This window comes from Chryseobacterium suipulveris, from assembly GCF_022811685.1.
In the GTDB taxonomy this organism is placed as follows: domain Bacteria; phylum Bacteroidota; class Bacteroidia; order Flavobacteriales; family Weeksellaceae; genus Kaistella; species Kaistella suipulveris.
Map to the genome: position 1 here is coordinate 1,529,522 of NZ_CP094532.1, position 21,967 is coordinate 1,551,488.

Sequence of the window (21,967 nt, forward strand, 5' to 3'; positions counted from 1 at the left end):
CAATTTCCTCAAAATTTCAAAAAATGGAACCGTTTTACCAAAAACAGATTACCGTTTCCGAAGAACATCTCGACGAACTGAACCACGTCAATAATGTTCAGTTTGTGCATTGGGTAGAAGAAATGGCGAAAGAACACTGGGAAATCCTTAAAAACTTCACGCCTTACAAAAACGATTTTTGGATGCTGCACGATCACCACATCCAATACCGAAAGCAGGTTTACAAAGGCGATCTTCTTACCATAAAAACTTATCCCCAAAATCCCGAAGGTTTGAAACAGCCACGAAAAGTCGAGTTCTACCGGGACGGAGATTTAGTCGTAGATTCGCGTACACTTTGGATAATGTTTGACCACGACACAGGAAAAATAAAGCGGATTGATAAAGATTGGCTCGATTTCATCAAGTAGTTATTCCATTATTTCTTGAGAATTTTTTCTAAGAACAAGGCATTTTTTATCCCTGCAGTTCCAAAGGTATTGTTGAAAAACACGAAAGAAGTTCCCTTGAAATTCTCAATTTTCTTTGCTAAAGCTTTTAGGAAGTCTTCAGAATATTCTGACTTAAATAAAATGGGATCGCCGTGAAGTCTGTAATAGCAATATTTTTCGTTATTAATGATAAAGTCATCCGCGATATTTTTCGGAAAACTGACGCCGCTGAAAATGATGTTTTTCTTTTTTAACGCTTCAAAAACCTTTTCATTCCACCAAGACTGATGACGAAATTCCACTACATTTAGGAAATCTTGATCGATAGTGTTGAAAACTTGCCCTAAATTTTCTTCATTAAAAACATAAGATGGCTGAAGCTGGAACAGAAATCCCGCGAGTTTATCTTTCAAACCCGTTTTGATGTAGGTGCAAAATTCTGCAGTTTCTGTTTTGGTGTCGGATAGTTTCTTGAAGTGAGTGATTGTTTTTGGAATTTTGATGAAAAATTTGAAATCTGCATTGGTTTGTAAATACCAATTTTCCAGAGTTTTCTGCAATGGTCTGCGATAAAAAGTAGAATTAATTTCAACGGAATTCAGGTACTCGGAATAGAATCTCAGATAATCTTTTGTAGCCAACGATTCAGGATAGAAAAATCCCTTCCACAATTTTTCTGAAAATCCTGAACAGCCGATGTAAGTTTTATTCTTCATTTTTGATTAATCCTTCTGTTAAAGATTTCCATTGGAATTTGCTACCTGCAACCATTCCGCCAACTGCGACCAAAAAGTTCCTCGCTTTTTCCAACAAACTCAAATTTTCGGTATTGGGTTCTTCGTTTCTGCCGTGAACTTCCGCCGAAATTTCGGTCAGTTTTCTTTGAATCAAAAAATTGGAAGTCGCCTTTGAATCAAAAAAGTGTGAAACTTTATCATTGGGCTTTGTCGGATCAGATGTGGGACGAACGCGCACGTAAACACTTTCAAAATGTGGTTGCTCATCCATCTTGATCTCCTCGACAATCACCCAGTCAAATCCATCTCCTGTTGGATTATGAAGTCCAGGGATTTTAATTCTGAAATAATCTCCCACCTCAGGATTTTCAAGAAGAAGATTTCCAAACGAATCTTGCAACGAAAACGACGCTTTTTCTTCACCTGCAAATAGTTCCCACGAATTCACATCAAAGAAGCGCTTCTTCACTACTTCAAAATGCTGAATCGCTTTGTGTTCTGTGTCAAAATTGATAGTTGAAACGGTGTCGTTGTAACCACCTTCCTGCTGTTGTGGTATGTGTTCTTTCATATCAACTTTAGAATAAAAACTTTGCCAAAACAAAGAAACTCGGCAAAATCCAAAAACTAAATTGTGAATCGTCGAGAAACTTTATGGCTAATTGCACTTCATCGCTTGGTTAAAAAGTGTAAATCCTGTTTCAGTTGATATTTAAGTTGGCTCCATTTAATCTCAAAGAATTCAAAATTACTGAAACCGAAGAGAAACTCATTGCCGCAGCTGCAATCATCGGACTCAAAAGAATTCCAAAGAAAGGGTAGAGCAAGCCAGCTGCAACGGGAATTCCCAAAGTATTGTAGATAAAGGCGAAGAACAGATTCTGTTTGATATTTCTTAATAATTTCTCGCTTAATATTTTCGATTTCGCAACGCCTAAAATATCGCCTTTAACCAAAGTAATTGCCGCGCTTTCGATCGCCACATCGCTTCCGGTTCCCATTGCAATTCCCACGTTGGATTGCGCCAAAGCTGGAGCGTCATTGATTCCGTCACCGGTCATCGCGACGATTTTTCCCTGGTTCTGGAGATTTTTTACTTCCTCCATTTTATCCTGCGGAAGACAGTTGGCTTTAAAGTTTCTAATCCCAAGTTCGTGCGCAACAGCTTTCGCGGTGTGTTCGTTGTCGCCCGTCATCATCATTACCTCGATTCCTTCTTTTTGCAGGAATTCTATGGCTTTCTTGGAGGTGGATTTTATTTGGTCTGAAAAGGTGAGGAATCCAAGAACTTCATTTCCTTTTGCAAGGTAAGAAACGGTTTTTGCCTGATTCTGCATTTCCGTAGCTTTCGATTTTAAAGGTTCTGGAATGTGGATGTCAAACTGATTCAAAAGCGCTTCGTTTCCTAATAAGACAGTATCGCTGCCGATTTTTCCCTTAACGCCTTTGCCTGAAATATTCTCGAAGTTTTCAATTTTTGGAATATCACGAACGCACGATTCATCCTTCTTACATTCATCTAAAACAGCTTTAGATAAAGGGTGTTCCGAGTTTTGGTTTAATGATGCTGCAAGTTTTAAGATCTCTTCCTTATTAAAGTTTCCAAAAGCTTCAATATGTTCCAGTGATGGTTTTCCTTCCGTTAAAGTTCCCGTTTTGTCGGTGATCAGCACATTTACTTTATGCATTTCCTCGAGTGCTTCTGCATTTTTGATGAGGATTCCGTTTTTTGCACCTTTCCCGATTCCGACCATCAAACTCATCGGAGTCGCCAAACCAAGCGCACACGGACAAGCCACGATCAGAACCGCGACAGCGTTTACAAAAGCGTAGATCATCTTATTTTCACCGCCGAAAATCATCCATAAAGCAAATGTCAAAATAGAGATTCCGATGACGACGGGAACAAAGATCGCAGAAATCTTATCCACCAATTTTTGTATCGGAGCGCGACTTCTGCTCGCATTGTCTACCATTTTGATGATCTGTGAAAGCAATGTTTCGTCGCCTACTTTTTCAGCTTTCATCGTGAAAACACCGTTTCCGTTGATGGTTCCGGAAGTTACTTTTTCGCCCTGATTTTTTTCTGCAGGAATGGGTTCTCCGGTAATCATACTTTCATCCACCGTGGAGTTTCCTTCGGTAATGGTTCCGTCAACGGGAATTTTCTCGCCTGGTTTTACTCTTAGCAAATCGCCGATCTTTACATGTGAAAGTGGAACTCTTCTTTCATTTCCATTTTCGATGAGATTGGCTTCGTCGGGTGAAAGATTCATCAGTTCCTCGATGGCTTTTCCGGTTCGCTGATGAGCACCCGCTTCCAACATTTGACCCATAATCACCAAAGTCAGAATTACGCAAACCGACTCGAAGTAGAGTGGTGCTTTTCCGTCGTGCGAAAGTTCGTGCGGAAGAATTCCCGGTAAAAACAAGCCCACCAAACTGAAGACAAACGCCGCAGCAACTCCCAATGCGATCAACGAAAACATATTGAGGTTCCAGGTCTTGAATGAGTTATAGCCACGCTTCATCAGAAACCAGCCAGCATAAAAAATGACCGGAATTGAGAGTGCCAATTCTAAAAATCCCTGATCACGGTGAGAGAACGGGAATTCAATCCACATTCCACCCATCGAAAGAATAAAAACCGGAATGGTAAAGATGAGCGCAATCAGGAATTTTCTTTTCAGTTTTTTATAGGTGTCATCTTCACTGGAACTATTCTTGGAAGGAATTGGAACCAAATCCATCCCGCAAATCGGGCAGCTTCCCGGTTCGTCGCGAAAGATTTCCGGATGCATCGGACAGGTGTATTGCGTTGCAGTTTTCTTCTCCGGAATTTTTACCAGATCCATTCCGCAAACGGGACAACCGACATTGGAATCATAAACCTTGTCGCCTTCGCAGAACATCGGGCAGTAGTATTTTCCCGCACGGGATTCGAGATTCGAGATTCGAGATTCGAGATTTTCCGTTTTAGTGTGATGGTGATGACTTCGATCTTCCACCTTCCCGCTTCCTGCCAGTTTTTCCTCAGATATCTCATCCAAATGCATATGGCAAACCGGACAACCAATATCGCTGTCATAAACTTTGTCGCCTTCGCAAAACATTGGACAAAAATATTTCCCAATTTTGGATTCGGGACTCGAAATTTCGTTCTCAAAAGATTTTACATTGCTTTTGAATCCCGCTTTTTCCTCGATAGGAACCAGGTACATATTGCAAACCGGGCATCTTTCTCCCTGCTTGAAATAAACTTTCTCTCCTTCACATTCCATCGGGCAATAATACACGGAACTCGGTGAGACACGGTCTTTCGGTGGAATTTGGTTTTGGTTGGAGTGATTATGGTGATGATGATTTTCCATTATTGAATTATTTTATGAGGAGCAGATTTTAATAAATAATCAGACCATTACACATTGCGCTCCTACGGAGCGCCCTTAAAGCGGTGATTAATTTTCTACAAACTTTTCGCTCCTACGAAGTTCAATTGTGTTTTTGTCTTCTTTAACTCATTCGTTCTATTCTCAAAAAGTCAGCTACTGATTTTCGTTAAGCCGATCCTTTACAAACTCGATCTTCGTTTTTCCGTGACGGGTCGGTTTTCCGGATTCGTCTACTCCGACAAAGATGATTTTATCAATGGTGATAATGGTTTGCCGCGTCATCATATTTCGAACTTCGCAGGTTAAGGTGATGGAAGTGTTTCCAAAATCCGTCGCCTCGATTCCGATCTCGATGATATCGCCCTGCTTTGCAGAACTGACAAAATTGATTTCAGAAATGTATTTGGTGACACATCTCGGTGTTTCCAATTGTACAATCGCATACAGTGCAGCTTCTTCGTCAATCCACTGAAGGAGTCGCCCTCCGAAAAGCGTGTGGTTCGGATTGAGGTCTTCAGGTTTGATCCATTTGCGGGTATGGTAATTCATGGAGTTTGAGGTTTGAGGTTTGAGGTTTCAATTTTCGGGTTCCAAGTTTCAAGTTTCAGGTTAATCTAGATTCGTGGGAATTGATATTTCTTAAAACGTATTACCGCGTAAAAACCAATTTTGTCTTAGTTGACATCGATTCGTCGATTCGGTAACCTTCGAGGTTGAACGCTTTTACATCGTTCAGCGTTTTTGCCTTCGTTTGTGCGCAGAATCTCACGACCAAACCTCTTGCGTGTTTGGTGTAAACCACGATGGTTTTAGGTTTTCCGCTTTTCATTTCATAAAAATCGAAATCGATAACCGGGGCGTTGAGTTTCTTTTTGTCAAGGACTTTAAAATATTCTGTACTTGCGAGATTCAGGATGATGTCTTTGGCTTTCAGCTCGTAATTAAGTTGTTCCGTGATTTTTTCGCGCCAGAATTCGTACAGGTTTTGGTATTGATCGAACTCAAAATTTCTGCCCATTTCCAATCGGTAAGGCATCACTTTATCCGATGGTTTTAGCAATCCGTATAATCCGGAAAGCATTCTGTAATTCTTCTGAAGATAGGCGACTTCGTCCTTATCAAGTGTATTGGCATCCAATCCGCGGTACACTTCACCGGTAAATGCAAACATTGCGGGAGCCGAATCTTTCGCGGTAGGTTTCGGCTTCCATTTTTGGTTTCTTTCCCAGTTTTCGTCGGCCAATTTCGGCGAAATATCCATTAATTCAGAAAGATATTTTGGGGATTTTTCTTTTAAATAAGATTGAATAAATGCCGCTTCCTCGATGAACTTTGGAGTTGTCGCTTTTAAAAATTCCGTGGAATTTTCAATATTCATCAGTTTTGCAGGCGAGGTGATAATCTTCATTTCTACTTTTATCTTGTTTCTTTTTCCTTTTATCTTGTTTCTTTTTCCTTTTATCTTGTTTCTTTTTTCTTTTGCCTTTCGTCTTGGTTCTTTTTCCTTGGTTCTTGGCTCTTCTACAACACCCCTTTTCCCTGTCTCATTACCTCCGGTTCACCCGAAGTTAAATCAACAATAGTAGAGGCAATATTATCACCATAACCGGAATCAATCACGATATCGACAAGGTGGTCGTATTTCTCGGCAATCAGTTCAGGATCGGTGGAATACTCGATTACTTCATCGTCGTCTTTAATGGAAGTTGACGCAATCGGATGTCCAAGCTTTTCCACAATCATTTTGGGGATCGGGTGGTCTGGAACGCGGATTCCGACTGTTTTGTTTCCTTTGTAGGCAAGTGGAAGATTTTTGTTGGCCTCCATAATAAAGGTGAAAGGACCCGGAATTCTGTTCTTCAGAAATCTGAAAGTCGCCGTATCGATCGGTCGCGTAAATTCTGAGAGGTGGCTCAAATCGTTGCAGATAATGGAAAACTGAGCTTTTTCGAGCTTGATTTTTTTCAGTTGCGCCAGTTTCTCCATCGCGCGGATATCGAAAATATTGCAGCCCAAAGCATAAACCGTGTCTGAAGGATAAATAATCAGTCCACCATTTTTCAGGGTTTTCACCACCTCGTCAATAAGGTCTTCTCTTGGGTTATCGGGATAAATTTTCAGAATTTTAGCCATACACAAATTTAGTAAAATTCTATGACAAAAGATTTTCCGAAAAAATTTGCAGATTTGCACAGAATTTGTATCTTTGCACCACAATATCGCGGGGTAGAGCAGTAGGTAGCTCGTCGGGCTCATAACCCGGAGGTCGCACGTTCGAGTCGTGTCCCCGCTACTAAGTAGAGAATCACAAAAGTGGTTCTCTTTTTTTATCATTAAGAATATGACCGACCTTCCCGGAAAAGCCATTTACGATTTCCATTTCAACAAAAGCAAAAAGAAGCTTTTTATCCACGATACTTTCGGGCCGAAAGTGGAGATGCCGGTTTCCTATTATTTCAGAAGCTTTGCAAAAATGCCGGAATTGGAGAAGATTGCTTTGGAAAATTGGAGGGGAAAAATTCTCGATATCGGTGCTGCTGCAGGTTCCCACGCTCTTGAACTTCAGAAAAAAGGTTCTGATGTAGCCGCACTCGAAATTTCTCCTTCCGCTTGTGAAGTCATTAAAGACAGGGGAGTAGAGAATGTTATTAATGAAGATTATTTCAAATTCTCTGGTGAAAAATTCGATACTTTGCTTTTGCTGATGAACGGTGTCGGAATTTCTTCAACACTCGATGGATTCAGAAGATTTCTAAAAAAATCTGAATCACTATTAAGTGATGGCGGACAAATTATTTTTGATTCCTGCGACGTTGATTATATGTATGAAGACGGAGCGCGACAGTTCAACGAATATTATGGCGAAATCAACTTCCGGTACGAGTATGGCGGAGAATTGACCGATTGGTTTACCTGGCTTTATATGGATCAGGAAACAATGATCCGAATCGCGAACGAATCAGGATTTGACTGTGAGATTCTATTCGAGGACGAAAACAGCCAGTATTTGGCAAAACTGTCACGTAAGTCCTAAAATCCTAATGAATCTCCACCGCCACGTAATCGCTTTCGTTCCCTAATCTGTCCACCGCTTTTAAGGCAAGATCCGTTAAATGGACGCCGGATTTCACCAAAGGTAATTTCAATGAATGTTCGTCGCCATTCAGGATTTCGGTTTCCCATCGGTTGCCGTATTTTGAATAAAGAATGAAATGTTTTGGCTGTTGCGGATTTCTGGAAAGCCAGTGGATTTCGGCGTTGTTGCCGCTTTTTCTTGCTGTGAGTTCGGGTTGCAGAACGGGTTCCGTCTTAATCCACGTTGAAGCGGGAACCAGCGCTTTTTCGCGGTACAGATTTTTCACCGCATTCAGCATTGCCGGATTTTTCGTCAATCCATCGATGCTGTAATGGATTTCGCCTGCTGTGTTTTTCGGCAGCGTTCGTCGGATGGTGTTCATTTGTCCCATAATTTCAGAGGGTTTGTCGGAAACTTTTACGCCCACGGTATTTAAACCCGGCCACAAATGAATGTTCTTAATGTTTTCGTCTTTCCACCATTTCAGGAGCGAGGAGAAACTTTGCGGTCCGCCTTCCTTCCAGTAAAGCTGTGGCGAATAATAATCGCACCAACCTTCATTAAGCCAAAGTTTTGCATCGGCATAAAGTTCGTCGTACTGCGAACTTCCGGTAATTCCCGCAGGAAATCCGGGTTTCCAGATTCCGAAAGGAGAGATCCCGAACCGAACATACGATTTCTCTTTTTTGATCTCGTCGTGGATTCGCTTGATGAATTTATTCACATTGGCTCTTCTCCAATCCGCTCTGGAAAGTTGGCCACCCGAATTTTTGTAGCTGTTCCAGGTTTTTGAGTCGGGGAAATCTGCACCGCCGTTGTATTCTTTGTACGGATAAAAGTAATCGTCGATATGGATTGCATCGATGTCGTAGCGTTTCACAATGTCCTTGATCACATTCGAAACATGATCCTGCGTTTTCTGATCGGAAGGATCCATCCAGTACATCCCGTTTCGGAGGCGGTAGGTTTGCTCCCTCATTTTGCTCGCCATACTTTCCGAAGTCACTGCACCTCCCGTCGTGTGATGCGCGCGATACGGATTCAGCCACACGTGAAGTTCCATCCCGCGTTTGTGCGCCTCGGAAATCCAGAATTCCAAAGGATCGTAATAAGGTGATGGAGATTTGCCGATACTTCCAGTCAGGAAATAAGACCAAGGTTCCAAATCACTTTTGTACAGCGCATCCGCAGAAGGTCGCGCCTGAAAAATCACCGCATTGAAATTGGCTTTCTGTAGCATATCCAGAATTCTCACCGCTTCTGCCTTCTGCTGTTCGGTAGAAAGATTATTTTTCGATGGCCAGTTGATATTTGCCACCGTCGCGATCCACGCTGCACGAAATTCGCGGTTGACTTCAGGAAGAACAAGCTTCTTGGTTTGTGCGTTCTCAGAAGTCGGTTTTACAACGGGTTTCGTCGCAACTCTCGGCTCTTGGCTTTTTTTACTTGGTTCTTGGCTCTTTTGGGAAGCACAGGAAGCGATTAAGATTCCTGAAAATATGGTGAGGGTGAGTTTGCGGATGTTCATGGAGGCAAAAATAGGGGAAATAAAATAAAAAAATAATTGTGACCGATCAGCCACAATTACTTAGAGCTTGTTTAAATTTTATTCAAAAAAAAATTATATCGGAAATTTTCTTTACCCCGTCCCTAAAGGGAGGAAAATTTCCTTCCAAATAAACCTGAATTTGCTCCTTTTAGGGTTGGGGAAAACAAATTCAGGTTTATTTGGTAAAATTTAAACAGGCTCTTAATCAATATTTAATCTATGAAAATATGCAGTGAAATTATATCTTTTCTACTAAAGATTCATAAAGTTTAATTCTCCAATAATCCCTAGAAACAACATCTTCATTTTCAAACAATTCTTCTGACCTCATCAGCAAAAGAACCATTGCTGCACTTCAGGAACTCAAAGCCAAAGGTGTGAAATTGAGAACTCCACATAATTTAACTGCCAAAGCCAGAAAAATGGGAAGCGAGGCGATGAGGTTGAAGGCTCTTCAAAATGAGAATAACCAGAAAGCAACTGCCCTCATTGTTTCATTACGAAATGCCGGAAACAGTTACGGGAAGATTGCGGATGAGTTGAACAAAAGCGGATTCAAAACCAGCAGAGCTGTGAATTTACCTCGTCTCAGGTTTTGATTTTGTATGATAGATTTTACAACCCAAATAGAGGCTTAAAATCCCTTTAAACTTTAAAGGCAAAGATATCGTGCCGTTAAACTGAAAAACCTAACTTTTGTTCGAAAAAAATTTGACAGATAGATATAGAAAGTTTCCACTTTTTTCTACCGATTCCGTACCAGATCAAAAATCAAAATTTTGAATTTTCATCGAAACCAATTACTTTAATTCTTTTCTTTCTGTATATTTAAGCATTCATTATAATATGTTTTCCAGGTTCTGTATTTTTTATTTGCTGTTTTTTAATCTATTTACTGTTTTTTCGCAGCAGAATAATTTTATTCTATTTTCACAATTAGAAAAAATGATTTCAAACGGAGATTGCGAAAAGGTATTATCAGTTATGGATTCCTATAAAATTCCGGAAGATAATCTTTTACAGAAAGCAAAATTTTACTATTATAAAGCAACCGCACTCAACCAGTGTGAGGATTATAAAGCAGCAGAAAAAATATTGCAAAATCTTTTAAAAAATCATAAAAATCTGCTTATAAAAAACAGGAAACTGCTGGGTAAAACCTATTTTCAGCTCGCTTATTCCGCCAGCGGAAATTACAATCAGAAACACGAAATTTATTACACGCAGAAAGCGTTGGAAGTAATGGAGAAGTCGCCCAATCTTTTTGAGAAGGCCGAGATCATCTCTACATACAATGATCTTTTTTATTACCAGAATAACTACAATGATCATAATGGCTTAGACAGAACAGAAAGGAAATTCCGGGAAATGGTTAAAAAAATCCCTGCTACAGACAAAAATTTTCCACACGCAAGAAGAGTCTTCAGAAAAATGCAGATCATTATTGCTTTGATGAATAAAAAACCTGACGAAGCCATTGCTATGCTGAACATTTTCCTGAAAGAAACTGCTTCCGCAACTGAAGAAGACCAAAATTACATCAATTCCTGCTATTCAGAGATCGCAGGATTTTATTACAATGAGCAGGATTTTTTAAAATGCATCAACGCTTCGGAAAGATCAGCAAGTTATGCTCTGAAAACCAATTATCCGCATTATAGGATGATTGCCTTTTCCAAAATCGCAGCATCTTATCTGAAGCTGGGAAAATATGAAAAAGCGCTTATGTATATCAACTCATCTCTGGATTTGATAAAACAGAAAAAAGACTTCAACTCCAGCATTTATTCTTTGAATACGATGAAAGCATTGGCTTTTGCAGGTTTGGGAGAATATCAGAAAGCAGCTATTCTTGTCGAAAAGAACATTACGGAAATCATTCTGAAAAAAACAGGAAAGCAAACAAGAATAGAAGATTTGGATTTTAGGGAGTTCAATGATCTCAATTCTAATTATTTCATCAATATTTTTGCTACCTCGGGACATATTTTTCTGAATAAATACAAAAAAGAATACAACAAAAGCGATTTGCAAAAAGCGGAGAATTTATTTCTGATCTCATCAGAAATGTTTCAGGAATTTTATCTCAAAGGCGAGTTTAACCCTTTGTTGCATAGTCTTCATACTAAAATTGCGGAAGGACTTCTGAATATTGCTTTTGAAAAATACCCGAATAACCAAGGCAAAACAACAGAAATTATCGGTCTTATAGAGCGTAATTCTTCTAAACATCTTTATAAAGAATTCATTCGGAAGAGAAATATTCCGGATGATGTTTCTGCAAGTTTTCGGATCTTAACCGAAGACAAATACGGCATTCAAAATATAGTCAACAATTTGGAAAACGACCATCAAATTTTGAAATTTTATGTAGGCACAGAAGATATTTTTCAAGTATTGATCGAAAATGAGAAAATAGAATTGCTGAAACTGGGAAAAACCAATGCTATAAAAAAATTAACGGCTGATTTTATCGGGAAAATTAAAACGCCTCTGGAGTTTCCGAAAAATTCCGAAGCACTCAAAAAAATCCTTCTTCCGAAGATATCCGCCAAAAAGATCATCTTGATTTCCGACGACTTCCTGAATTATCTGCCTTTTGAATCTTTGCAAAAAAATGGAAAATATCTGTCTGAAAATTTCGATCTTTCTTATCATTATTCTCTCGCTCTCTGGCAGATGAAATATTCTGAAAGACGAAAAACATACAGTAAGATTTCTGTATTCACCCCTTTTTATCAGGCAGGATCCTCATTTAATGGTTTCGAAACGCCGTCTTTGAAGTTTTCTAAAAAAGAAGCACAAGAGATCCTTACGCGATATTCTGGGAAATTATTTTCCGGCAAAGATGCTAACAAAACCAATTTTTACAAGCAAGCCAAAACTTCGAATATTCTTCATCTTTCGATGCACTCTATTTTGGATGAGAACAACTTCCGAAGATCCTGTCTACTATTTCAGGATAACGTTCCGCTTTATTTCGAGGAGCTTTATAATGAAAATATTCCTGCTGAAATGGTCGTTTTAGGCGCTTGCAATACAGGGAATGGCTACTTGAAGAACGGCGAAGGAATTATGAGTATCTCTCACGCTTTCATGTTTGCAGGAAGCAAAAGCAACGTTTTCAGCTTATGGGAAATCCCGGACAGGGAAACCTCTGAATTAATGGGATATTTCTACAAATTTCTAAAAAAAGGACAGCAAAAAGATGAAGCACTTGCGAATGCAAAACGTGAATTTATAAAAAACAATCCGTTGAAAGTTCATCCCTATTTCTGGGCTGGATTTATCGTGAACGGAAATACAGATCCGATTTCGGGGAATGGTTATCAATGGGTTCTCTGGACTTTCTCAGGAATCGTTTTTATAGTTTTATTGGGTTTGATGGTTAATCGTAAAATTAGAAAAACTTAATCCAGACCCGATAACAATTCCGCCGCTTTTTCTTTATAAATCCCGTTATTTTTCAGTAATTTAAGATTCTCTTTTATTTTTTTCACATTCCCGGTTTTTAAATAATTTAACGCTTCATACCAGATAAGATGCTCTCTGAGCGGGAAATTTTCTTTATTGATTTTAGCAAAATCGCTGGCTGCGTTTTGATGATTTCCTATGGTCATTTCTGAAATCCCTTTGTAAAAAAGAGCTTCATCGTTCCCGATCTTTGAGAACCATACGACCGCATTTTTATAATCTTTTTTATCATATACCGAAAAAGCTTTATCGATCTCGTTTTCTACAGTTCCACTTCTTACAACAGGATGCGAAAGATTCGGGAATTCCCGGAAATTTTCCGTGTACAGCTTTTCATAATTCGGCTTCTCATTATAAAAGAATAGGCTTCCCAAAGTAACCAAAAGAATGAATGAAGCTGCGACAGCAATCCATTTCATTGGGAATGCTCTTGCAGGAGATTTTTTATCAAAAGATTCAAGCTGTTTTTTAAGAGCGGCTCTTTCTTCTGCTATAATCGCTTTTTTCAGGTTTTTGTGAAATGTAAATTCTTGCAAAAAAACGGCATCGGATCTAAGAAGCTTCTGAAATTCCAAATATTGCTCATCAGTTAGACTACCTTCGAAATAAGCGTTTATCAGGTTTTGTTTTTCCATCACTTTGTTTTTAGTATTTCTTTTAATTTTTTCAAACAGCGGGATTTTTGACTTTTCAGCACATCTTTGCTACTGTAATTAAGGATATGTAAAATTTCATCCAGATTTTTCTCTTCATAATAGAACAATCTCAAAACCTCTTTGCATTGACTTCCCAATTTCAGAAAGGCTTCCTGCAGATTTAGGATCTCTGTATCGTTATTGCCATCATCAAAATCCCAATCTGTAAGATCCATGATCTTATCAAGAGATCCGTCTGCATACAATGTATTTTTCTTTTTCAGCCTCCGGAAAATCATAAACTTTCCTACAGAAAAAAGATAAGTAGAGGGCTTTGCTTCCAGATTATCAAGCTTTCCTTTTTGTGCATTTTCATATACCGCAATCACAGCATCCTGATAGATATCTTTCGCTTCCGTCTCTTCCAAATTAAACTGCTGGGAAAACCGCAGAAAAGAAGACCGGTTTTCTTTATAAAAAAATTCCAGAGCAACATTATCTTTTGCTTTTAGTTTTCGGATGAGATCTTGCTCATTGCTCATTAGTGTAAAAATATTTTAGAAGTAAACAAAACTAAAAAAAATCCGCCAATGTTTACTTTCCGGAATGTTCTGCACTAATTGTAAATAATGAATCAAAATAAATATTTTTCTTATGAAAAAATTATCTCTGCTTTTTATCCTGTTTTCTTTGTCTGGAACATCACAGGTTACACAGATCGCTGATTTTCCTTTTCGTCCGGATGTTATTATAAACGGGAAAGATCTGGAAACATTACAGATTAGAATAATTGCCGACATTAATCCGGGGACTGGCTCATCATCTTCCGCCGAATTTTTGAACTGAACGGCGATGTTTACTTTATTGGATCTGTTGATGGAACTATGAATGGAGATAAGACCTTCCGTATAGATTCATCTGCTCTTTCGGTAGCGACTGATAAAAAACCTGATATTACAATTTATCCCAATCCCGTTTCCGACATCCTGAATCTTTCCGAAAAGGCAGACAAAATAGAAGTTACCGACCAAAGCGGAAGATTATTGAAAATGCAAAAGAATTGCAATTCAATAAATGTGGAGAACCTTGAATGGGGAATGTATTATCTCAAAATTACCAACAGACAAAAAACGAAACTCAAAAAATTCATTAAAAAATAAAAATATTGTTATGAAAAAAACATTACTTGGATCACTGCTATTGTTTGGTATATTTATTGGCAATGCGCAGATTTTTGACCGGATAAAAAATGCAGCAAAAAATGCGGCAGAAAGAAAAATAGAAAATAAAAGCGGGGATGTTGTCGACAAAGGCCTGGAAAAGGTGGAAGAAGGTATAGGCGATATCTTTAAGAAAAAGGATAAACAGACCGATGCTAAAAACAACAATCCCCAAACCAACCAGCAGACCAGTCCGCAAAGCGGGAACACAGATTACAGCCAATATAAAGGCTCGACGTTTATTCCGGGGAAAAATTTATTGTTCTATGAAGATTTCTCTACTGCCAGAATAGGTTCGGGCAATGCCAATTGGCATTTATACGAATACGACCCTTCTGATGATGTAGAGAAACCAAGTGTAAGAACTATATCTTCAGCAAGCGGAAACTGGCTGAAAATGCCACGAAAAGGATTTGTATTCCCGAACAGCTTTAAAAATCTACCCGAGCAGTTTACTCTTGAGTTTGACCTCTACGCCGACCCGCAAAAGATGTCTGAAATGGAGGGCGGTTTCCGCACAAATTTTGTTGTACTGGACGACCGCAGCGAGTACAGTATGTATTGGGCTGCCGAGCCCTCAATAGAACTGGATGTGCATCCGCACGGAAGTACAAAAGTGGTGTATGTTTCAGCACAGTCCGAGTACAATTCCAATCTGTCCGGCAAAAAACTGCTGTTTGAGAATACCTTTAAATCCAACTGGAACCCAGGTGCAGTAAACCGTGTATCTATCTACCGCAACGGCAATCAAGTTGCTCTTTATCTTAACGGAAAAGAAATGCTTAATCTTGCGAATGGACTTTCCAAAAAAGCACAATACAATCTTATCTTTTCCACCAATATGTGGGGAGATGGAATGTATTTGAGTAATATCCGTATTGCCGGAAACGTGCCTAATGCCACGAATGAAATGAAATTCGAAGGCAAATTCGTCACTAATTCCATTTACTTTGATGTAAATTCTTCCCGCATCAAGCCCGAAAGCTGGGCAACGCTTAACAATACCGCACAGGCTATTAGAGCCACATCAGGAAATATTCTGATTGTAGGATATACGGACAGTGACGGTGCTGATGAAGCCAACCTAAAACTATCCCAAAGCCGTGCCGCTTCGGTAAAAAATGCTTTGGTAAAAGAGTTTGGGATAGATGCTTCAAGGTTGATTACAGATGGTAAAGGAGAAACACAGCCAATAACCTCAAATAACACCGCTTCGGGCAAAGCACAGAACCGTCGGGTTGAATTTATCAAACTATAAAAATTGTGGTAATGAATAACGCAATAAAAATACTCATTGCATCCTTTCTTTTTGCTTCCTGCGGTGGCAATACCGAAAGCGTGAGCATCCCCAATGACTTTAATCCGGAAGTAATTATTTCTAATCAAAACAGCCTGCAAAAAATCCTTACCAAAGAAATGGTTGCCGAAATAGCAAACATACCTGCGGATAATATTAAAGTACACGTTGAAAGCAATGTTAACCAGCAAGGGCAATACAGGGTACTTTATAGCTGGACTACCGGAAAAAAGAAAAAAATAGGTGGCGGCAAACACGAGATTGATGATTACAACAGTTTTAGCATAGGCTTTATAAAAAAGATGACCGTAGCAGAATTTGAGAAATACTACGGTACGAATGATGGGTTGCAAGTGCAAGTAGATGAAATGGCAAAGCAGGAGCATTTCAACAAAGAAACAGGAATTATAGAAGCAAAATACATTGCGGATTATGCAGACAGGCGCAAAACGGAAAAGCTCGAAAACGTAGCTACAATGGCGTTTTGGGAAACTCCTATGAATGCACTTCACGTATTGGCAAAAGATGCAGCCTTTACCCTTACTGCCAACTTTGGCGAAAATGAGGCATTGGCAAAGGATAAATCAGTTGAATTGACAAACGCTATTTTGAACCCTTAAATCTACTCGTTATGAAAACATATTTTTTAATCATTGCAATGTTTATTTCAGTATCGGCATTTGCCGAAAAAGTAATCATCGCAAACTGCTCGGAAGGCGGCGGCTGTACATTTGAACTTTCAGATTTTGAAGCCGATTTGTTTGAAAAGGACTTTGGCAGGGATATACAATCCGATGACATCATCGTATTGGGCAAGAAGAAAGACGGCGAAGTCATTACTTATTTAGAAAAGAAATCAAGAGAAGATATTGACAGAGAATGGGGAGGCGACGGCTATACACAAATTGGTCTATTCAATCCTTATCTGCAACCCATAGATGGTGTTTGGAATGCATCATACGGAGCTTCATCAGGAAACGATTGTTATGGTATCGGTAATATTGGTTCATTCATCCGAAGCAAAATCACGCCGGGAACAGCCGGAAACGGAACTGTCAACTTTCAATATCCATTTAATCCGACACAGCTCTTTCCATCTAACGAAATGCGATGGGTAAAAACTGGATATAATACTTACAAAGGCTTGCTCGATTTTAATAACAGTAAATCTGCCGGAATGAAGATGTATTATAATATTACCATCGTGAACCGGAAAAAAATAGAAACATTTTATACCATAGAAATAAAAGTGCCTACCAAAGAACTTTGTATAGGAAAAGTTCCGGTAATATTTACACTCGTTAAAGCGAAACAATCAGAAGACCCTTTTGGAAATGACGAGCTTGCCGATGACGATTTATTGCCGGTAAAGCCGAAAGGAAATGAAGATGATTTGCTCCCGATTAACCCCAATGATGACCTGCTTCCCGTAGAACCTGGCAACAATCCAAAACCCAAAGTACCAAGATTGGAAGATAACAAAAAGCCCAACGTACCACGGTTGGAAGATAAGCCCAAACCTAACGTACCCCGCTTAAACGACTAAAACTATAATTAATATGGAACCAAATACATCGCATAGCAATATTGCAGATGGTAAAAGCACCGCCATTATTGCTTACATCACATTAATCGGGCTGATTGTTGCGTTTGTGCAAAACTCCGAAAAGAAAAACGCCTATGCCAATTTTCATATCCGCCAGAGTTTAGGGCTGATGTGTACCGGATTAGCATTGAGCTTAATCAACATCATTCCGCTCTTAGGTTGGATAATCTGTATCGTTGGAATGTTTGTCCTCCTTGTCCTTTGGATTAAAGGATTGCTCAATGCCATTAACGGCAAAGAATTGCCTGTGCCTGTAATGGGCAATCTATATGACAAATGGTTTTCAGGTATTCAATAATTTTCAAAACATTTAAAACAAGTAGAAGATGAAATCAATAAAACTATCAGCCGCAGCAGCAGTACTTAGTCTTATCCTGTTTTCTTGCGGAAACAGTGACAATAAAAAACAAAACGGCAATGATATTAATTTAGATGCTGTCATCAACAGTAAATCCAATGACCCCAACGCCAAAGGCGATAACAAATGCCTGTTGGACTATCAGAGCAAATACGATGCTTTACTTTCGGAAGAAGACGTTTTAGCCGCTACGGGATTTTCAAAAGACGTGATGGAAACGAAGTACAATAAGGTTCTGAAGAACCCCGAAAACCACGAGTTTGTGTACATATTCGAAAATGGAAGAATGGGGAAAATTCCCGGTATTAAAAGTGAAATGGCAGTACCTGACTTGGTAGCTATACGCTCTATAAAGCCTATGTCGCTCACTACTTTTAACCAAAGTTACCAAGCCGCGACTGATGAACAAGTGCAGGCAGCAAACGATGCACTGAATGATATTGCAGATGGTAACTCCGGGGATGCGGATGCTGATGAAGCAATGAAAAAAGCGAAAGAGCAAAATATCAGCAAAGACGAAATCAAGAAAACAGGCGGTGCATTAACCGATGTTTTCAAAGAAGTATCAAAAGGTTACAGGGCGGTGGAAGGTCTTGGCGATGCAGCTTGCTGGAATATCGTTACAAACGAGCTTTATGTACTGCAAAACGGTGTAAAGTTTGAAATCAGAACCGATATCAGTAACGACACGGAAAAGAACAAATCGGTAGCTGTAAAATTAGCCGAAATCGTATTGAACAAATGTAAATAGCAACGGTATGAGGAATCTAATATTGTTTGTCATTGTCTTTGGTGTTGCCGGATGCAATAGTAATGAGGAAAAGAAAGCGTCCGCATGGGAAACTGTACTGAAAAAAACAACAGGCATAGATACCGATATGGATAATCTCAAAAACAGCGAAAAGAACAAAGTTGAAATTGACATTGCTGATGACGGATTGAACCTGAAAGAACGGTTTAAAAACGGTTTCGCCACCATTACCGCTGCCAAAGAAGTCATATCCCTGACGATTACCAATGAAGAAAACGGACAGGATCATATCCTCATTGGCTTTACAGGTACAGACCTCACGCAAATGCGTCCGATAAAAGGCAGAATGAATACCAACGGAGAAAATTCGATGAGCTTTTCAATGGCAAACTACAAAAATAATGAAGCCGATATGATGATGGCTTTTGATGTAGAAGGAGAAATCATATCATTAAAACCCGAAAAAGCCGTCATCAGACTCAAAGGAAATATAGGATATATGGCCGATGACCAACACCCCGAAAAATGGAAAGCATTTGAAGGTACGCTCACCTTGAATTACCCGGTTTTTCAAGTCTTGGGAAAGGATAGAAAAGACTTTGTTTATTAATCCTGTAAAAAGTAAAATTTATGTTTAAATCAATAATGATGAAAAATATTCTCTTTCTGTTCCTTCTTATTCAGTTTGCATCCTGTACTAATGCTCAGGATAAAAAGGAAAAACAAACGCTTGCCATTTGTACGGATGGAAAAGGTTGTGAATTTTCAGAAATAACGCTTTCAGCCGTCGAAGTAGATAAACTTTTAGGAAAAAGCAATTTTTGGACTTCTGCCACAGTCAATGCCACATTAATATTGGATAAATGCGATAGCAAAAAAGACGAAAAGCAAACTTTGGAAGAAATTGACCGCAGCTATGGCGGGAGTGGTAAAGCAGTAGTACTTAAAAAGCTTGATTTAGAAAAATACCTCAAGGAAAAAGGTTGTTTTGCCTGCCCGAATGAAACTAAAAAAATATCATTTTATGCAAGTGGCAACGGACAGTCGGGCAATGGCTATTTCTTTCTAAACCTCAAAGCCGGAGAAGCCTATATGCCCAATGCTGCTTTTCAACAATTTATGTCAGGACAGGAAGGGAGCAATGCGGTAACAGTTGACCAGTTTATCCGCAATAACGAAATGGAAACCTATACAATTGCTGAAGGACAAAAGTATCGTACAAAAATGGCTTTGGGAACTACGGTGTCGGTTATCCAAAATGATGCTATAAATGAGAAACGCTTTAAAAATGATTTCAAAAAAACAGGTAAAACCCGCAAGCATCTCAACACCGCTAACACGGAAACCGAATACACCGGAAAGGACGACGAAAACAGAACCATTAGTTTTTGGATTGTACCATCTCCGGACGTATGTCTGCCGCCGGGCAAGTTTGATGCTTATGGGTTTTATAATCTGGGCTATATTTCAGTAGATGGAATTACGTATTTGGTTACTGAAATTTCCGGTTCAGGCTTTCAGATAAAACTTACAGGTATTTCTGACGGCTCGTACAGCTTCAAGCCTGCGGGTTATCAATCTTATTAATATACAAATACTATGAACAGGTTTGTCAAAAAAATGGTAACGTGCTTTCTGCTGTTTCCACTTTTTGTTGCGGCACAGCAAAAGAAAACGGTAAAGAGTACCACGAAATACAATTTTTCCGAAATGTGGATTTGGGAATACACGGATGCCAACGGTAAAAAGGCACAAATGGGCATTTATCGTGAGCCGAAATTGAATTATTGGTTGCTTACTCCAGATGATGCTGGTTTCCGTGATGTCGACGAAATGACCTTGTGGTTTATATTGAAACCTAACGGAGAAGTATTACAGGCTTATCAAGACGGAGAAAAGAACAACAGAAAAAAACTGATAAAACACCGATTACATCCCAATAAAAAAATCAAATTGCCCGATTATTGGAAAGCTACAGGTAAGAGCAAATATTTTGGAGATACTTATTCCGGCTTCTCTAAGATAAAAGGACTGGAATACATAGTCAGCTATGAAAATACTGATGATAAATCCACGTTTTATCTGGCGACTACAAAGGCGAATTTATCTGCGTTATCTCTTTTCAACGATTTGAATATTGATGCGAAACTTCCAATTCGTTTTCCAAAGGACATACCGGGCAATTTCATCACGTTAAGCGAAAATACAGTATTTCCCGGCGGTGCGGTACAGTATGCTTTTAGGTATATTTCACAAACAGAATATTATATAGACCTGTCAGATTTTAAAATAAAATATTTAAACATCAGTCAATAAAGCTCAATGCAGGAGCTGATTAATTCCATTTTAAAAATAGTTTTTATATCACACAGAGATTGACAGTTAAATTTTCAGTGTAAGAGAAAAGTATCGAATCTTCACCTAATCAAGAAAGACTTGTTTTAAGCCGAGAATACATCGAGTTTGAGTTGGAAAACTTTAATACGATGAGTGACAGTATTATTGCTTGATAAGTTCATAACATTCGATTTTCTTGCGTTGCTGAAAAATGTCGAAGTCAGTAAGATTGCTCCGGAAAACAATACCTGAATTAGTTTCTGCTGGCTAAAAAAGTAGCAAAACTAATGGGTGTCATTGACTCATCACTTAAACTTACCTTTTGGATTTAAAGCTATTCAGGCTATATTAGTAAAAACTGGACTCAGATAAATATATTCTGTCCCCCAAATCTTGGACCACTGTTAAGCTGATTTAAGTTGATTGGTAGGTTCAAATTCATATAGCTTGCCAGACCTGGTTGCTGACGGTAATCTTCATATTTCTCAGCAAGTAGGGGCGAATGTATTTTGCCAGTCCTAATTTGCTTAGGTTCCTTTTCGGGTAAATCGTGGCAATGCCCATGGTTTTCATCGGCCTGCATACCCTTTTCCGATTTACTGTGATGCCAAGTTCCTTCAGCTCGTTGATGATTCTCCGAATCCCGAAACTGGGGCACTTTACCTGGATTTCATCAATCTGCCTCATTATTTCAAGGTTGTAGCCGCTCTCTTTTTTCGGACTATAATACAAGCTGCTCCGGCTGATGCACAATAGGTCGCACTGTCTCCGGACGCTTAATTCATAATTCTTGTCCACCATTCCCTCACGCTCTTTTACCGGCTGTCCATCCCTAAGTTTTTTTTAGAAAATTAATCTCTACCTGCAGCTGGCCAATCTTCTGATAGAGCTTTTTCGCAGGCTGGGCGGAAGTTTCTTTTTTCTTTTCTAAAGCAAAAACCTGGTCCGCGTTGTTCAAAAACTCCCTTTTCCAGGCAAGGATTTGATTGGGGTGGAGTTCGAAACGGCTTGCTAGTTCAGAAAGTGTCTCTCTCTCCTTTAATGCTTCAATGGCGATCTGGACCTTAAAAGCTGCCCCAAATTTTCTTCTTGTTTTTTTCATAT

The 21,967-nt window shown here is 39.2% G+C and carries 25 protein-coding genes and 1 tRNA gene; 15 read left to right on the forward strand and 11 right to left on the reverse strand.

Translation table 11 applies throughout. The features are described from left to right. Positions 1-23: 23 nt before the first annotated feature. A complete protein-coding gene (locus MTP09_RS07290) occupies positions 24-410 on the forward strand; it encodes an acyl-CoA thioesterase (RefSeq protein WP_243547488.1) in 387 nt (128 codons plus the stop codon). An 8-nt stretch (positions 411-418) separates the two neighbouring features. Here MTP09_RS07290 and MTP09_RS07295 read toward each other — a convergent pair whose 3' ends face one another. From MTP09_RS07295 to MTP09_RS07320, 6 genes are all read right to left on the reverse strand, one after another. Next, the gene (locus MTP09_RS07295; protein WP_243547490.1) at positions 419-1,147 is read right to left on the reverse strand and encodes a DUF72 domain-containing protein; all 729 of its coding nucleotides are present in this window, start codon (positions 1,145-1,147) and stop codon (positions 419-421) included. Then, entirely contained in the window at positions 1,137-1,739 is a 603-nt protein-coding gene (locus MTP09_RS07300) for a hypothetical protein (protein WP_243547492.1), read from the reverse strand. The genes MTP09_RS07295 and MTP09_RS07300 overlap by 11 nt, the downstream gene beginning before the upstream one ends. Before the next feature lie 130 nt (positions 1,740-1,869). Next, positions 1,870-4,539, reverse strand: a complete 2,670-nt coding sequence (locus MTP09_RS07305) for a copper-transporting P-type ATPase (RefSeq protein ID WP_243547494.1) — start codon at positions 4,537-4,539, stop codon at positions 1,870-1,872. A 174-nt stretch (positions 4,540-4,713) separates the two neighbouring features. Beyond that, complete coding sequence (locus tag MTP09_RS07310; RefSeq protein ID WP_243547495.1) at positions 4,714-5,109, reverse strand: acyl-CoA thioesterase; 396 nt, start codon at positions 5,107-5,109, stop codon at positions 4,714-4,716. A gap of 100 nt (positions 5,110-5,209) precedes the next feature. Next, a complete protein-coding gene (gene yaaA, locus MTP09_RS07315; RefSeq protein ID WP_243547497.1) occupies positions 5,210-5,968 on the reverse strand; it encodes a peroxide stress protein YaaA in 759 nt (252 codons plus the stop codon). Between the two features lie 113 nt (positions 5,969-6,081). After that, positions 6,082-6,693 carry an L-threonylcarbamoyladenylate synthase gene (locus MTP09_RS07320; protein ID WP_243547499.1) on the reverse strand — a complete coding sequence of 204 codons (612 nt, stop codon included), beginning with the start codon at positions 6,691-6,693 and terminating at the stop codon, positions 6,082-6,084. Between the two features lie 87 nt (positions 6,694-6,780). On the opposite strand from MTP09_RS07320, the gene MTP09_RS07325 reads away from it, so the two are divergent. Further along, positions 6,781-6,853, forward strand: a tRNA-Met gene (locus MTP09_RS07325). 48 nt (positions 6,854-6,901) lie between these two features. Further along, the gene (locus tag MTP09_RS07330; protein WP_243547501.1) at positions 6,902-7,594 is read left to right on the forward strand and encodes a class I SAM-dependent methyltransferase; all 693 of its coding nucleotides are present in this window, start codon (positions 6,902-6,904) and stop codon (positions 7,592-7,594) included. 4 nt (positions 7,595-7,598) lie between these two features. Here the strand turns inward: MTP09_RS07330 and MTP09_RS07335 are convergent, their stop codons facing one another. Next, a complete protein-coding gene (locus MTP09_RS07335; protein ID WP_243547503.1) occupies positions 7,599-9,164 on the reverse strand; it encodes a glycoside hydrolase family 10 protein in 1,566 nt (521 codons plus the stop codon). A gap of 398 nt (positions 9,165-9,562) precedes the next feature. On the opposite strand from MTP09_RS07335, the gene MTP09_RS07340 reads away from it, so the two are divergent. Both MTP09_RS07340 and MTP09_RS07345 read left to right on the forward strand, forming a co-directional pair. Further along, a complete protein-coding gene (locus MTP09_RS07340) occupies positions 9,563-9,784 on the forward strand; it encodes a hypothetical protein (protein ID WP_243547505.1) in 222 nt (73 codons plus the stop codon). A 385-nt stretch (positions 9,785-10,169) separates the two neighbouring features. Beyond that, positions 10,170-12,599 (forward strand): CHAT domain-containing protein, encoded by a 2,430-nt coding sequence (locus tag MTP09_RS07345; RefSeq protein ID WP_243547506.1) that lies wholly within the window; start codon positions 10,170-10,172, stop codon positions 12,597-12,599. Here MTP09_RS07345 and MTP09_RS07350 read toward each other — a convergent pair. Beyond that, positions 12,596-13,294, reverse strand: coding sequence for a hypothetical protein (locus tag MTP09_RS07350; protein WP_243547508.1), 699 nt, complete (start codon positions 13,292-13,294; stop codon positions 12,596-12,598). The genes MTP09_RS07345 and MTP09_RS07350 overlap by 4 nt on opposite strands. Beyond that, entirely contained in the window at positions 13,294-13,836 is a 543-nt protein-coding gene (locus tag MTP09_RS07355) for an RNA polymerase sigma factor (protein ID WP_243547510.1), read from the reverse strand. Before MTP09_RS07355 ends, MTP09_RS07350 begins: the two co-directional genes overlap by 1 nt. A gap of 112 nt (positions 13,837-13,948) precedes the next feature. On the opposite strand from MTP09_RS07355, the gene MTP09_RS07360 reads away from it, so the two are divergent. The 10 genes from MTP09_RS07360 (at position 13,949) to MTP09_RS07405 (ending at position 20,842) form a co-directional block, all read left to right on the forward strand. Further along, positions 13,949-14,140 carry a hypothetical protein gene (locus MTP09_RS07360; RefSeq protein WP_243547512.1) on the forward strand — a complete coding sequence of 64 codons (192 nt, stop codon included), beginning with the start codon at positions 13,949-13,951 and terminating at the stop codon, positions 14,138-14,140. Between the two features lie 38 nt (positions 14,141-14,178). Continuing rightward, positions 14,179-14,454, forward strand: coding sequence for a T9SS type A sorting domain-containing protein (locus MTP09_RS07365; protein WP_243547514.1), 276 nt, complete (start codon positions 14,179-14,181; stop codon positions 14,452-14,454). A 10-nt stretch (positions 14,455-14,464) separates the two neighbouring features. Then, entirely contained in the window at positions 14,465-15,772 is a 1,308-nt protein-coding gene (locus tag MTP09_RS07370; protein WP_243547516.1) for an OmpA family protein, read from the forward strand. Between the two features lie 11 nt (positions 15,773-15,783). Beyond that, positions 15,784-16,431, forward strand: a complete 648-nt coding sequence (locus MTP09_RS07375; RefSeq protein ID WP_243547518.1) for a hypothetical protein — start codon at positions 15,784-15,786, stop codon at positions 16,429-16,431. Between the two features lie 11 nt (positions 16,432-16,442). Continuing rightward, positions 16,443-17,357 (forward strand): hypothetical protein, encoded by a 915-nt coding sequence (locus MTP09_RS07380; protein ID WP_243547520.1) that lies wholly within the window; start codon positions 16,443-16,445, stop codon positions 17,355-17,357. Positions 17,358-17,370: 13 nt separating this feature from the next. After that, complete coding sequence (locus tag MTP09_RS07385) at positions 17,371-17,715, forward strand: DUF4870 domain-containing protein (protein ID WP_243547522.1); 345 nt, start codon at positions 17,371-17,373, stop codon at positions 17,713-17,715. Positions 17,716-17,743: 28 nt separating this feature from the next. Continuing rightward, positions 17,744-18,526, forward strand: a complete 783-nt coding sequence (locus MTP09_RS07390) for a hypothetical protein (RefSeq protein WP_243547524.1) — start codon at positions 17,744-17,746, stop codon at positions 18,524-18,526. 7 nt (positions 18,527-18,533) lie between these two features. Continuing rightward, on the forward strand, positions 18,534-19,136 hold the full coding sequence (locus MTP09_RS07395) for a hypothetical protein (protein ID WP_243547525.1): 603 nt from the start codon (positions 18,534-18,536) through the stop codon (positions 19,134-19,136). A gap of 20 nt (positions 19,137-19,156) precedes the next feature. Continuing rightward, the gene (locus tag MTP09_RS07400; RefSeq protein WP_243547527.1) at positions 19,157-20,113 is read left to right on the forward strand and encodes a hypothetical protein; all 957 of its coding nucleotides are present in this window, start codon (positions 19,157-19,159) and stop codon (positions 20,111-20,113) included. A 123-nt stretch (positions 20,114-20,236) separates the two neighbouring features. Next, positions 20,237-20,842 (forward strand): hypothetical protein, encoded by a 606-nt coding sequence (locus MTP09_RS07405; protein ID WP_243547528.1) that lies wholly within the window; start codon positions 20,237-20,239, stop codon positions 20,840-20,842. 459 nt (positions 20,843-21,301) lie between these two features. On the opposite strand, the gene MTP09_RS14545 is transcribed toward MTP09_RS07405, so the two are convergent. Together MTP09_RS14545 and MTP09_RS07410 are read right to left on the reverse strand one after the other, a co-directional pair. Then, positions 21,302-21,664, reverse strand: a complete 363-nt coding sequence (locus tag MTP09_RS14545; protein WP_396022214.1) for an IS3 family transposase — start codon at positions 21,662-21,664, stop codon at positions 21,302-21,304. Between the two features lie 31 nt (positions 21,665-21,695). Beyond that, on the reverse strand, positions 21,696-21,965 hold the full coding sequence (locus MTP09_RS07410; protein ID WP_243547529.1) for a transposase: 270 nt from the start codon (positions 21,963-21,965) through the stop codon (positions 21,696-21,698). Between the last annotated feature and the right edge of the window lie 2 nt (positions 21,966-21,967).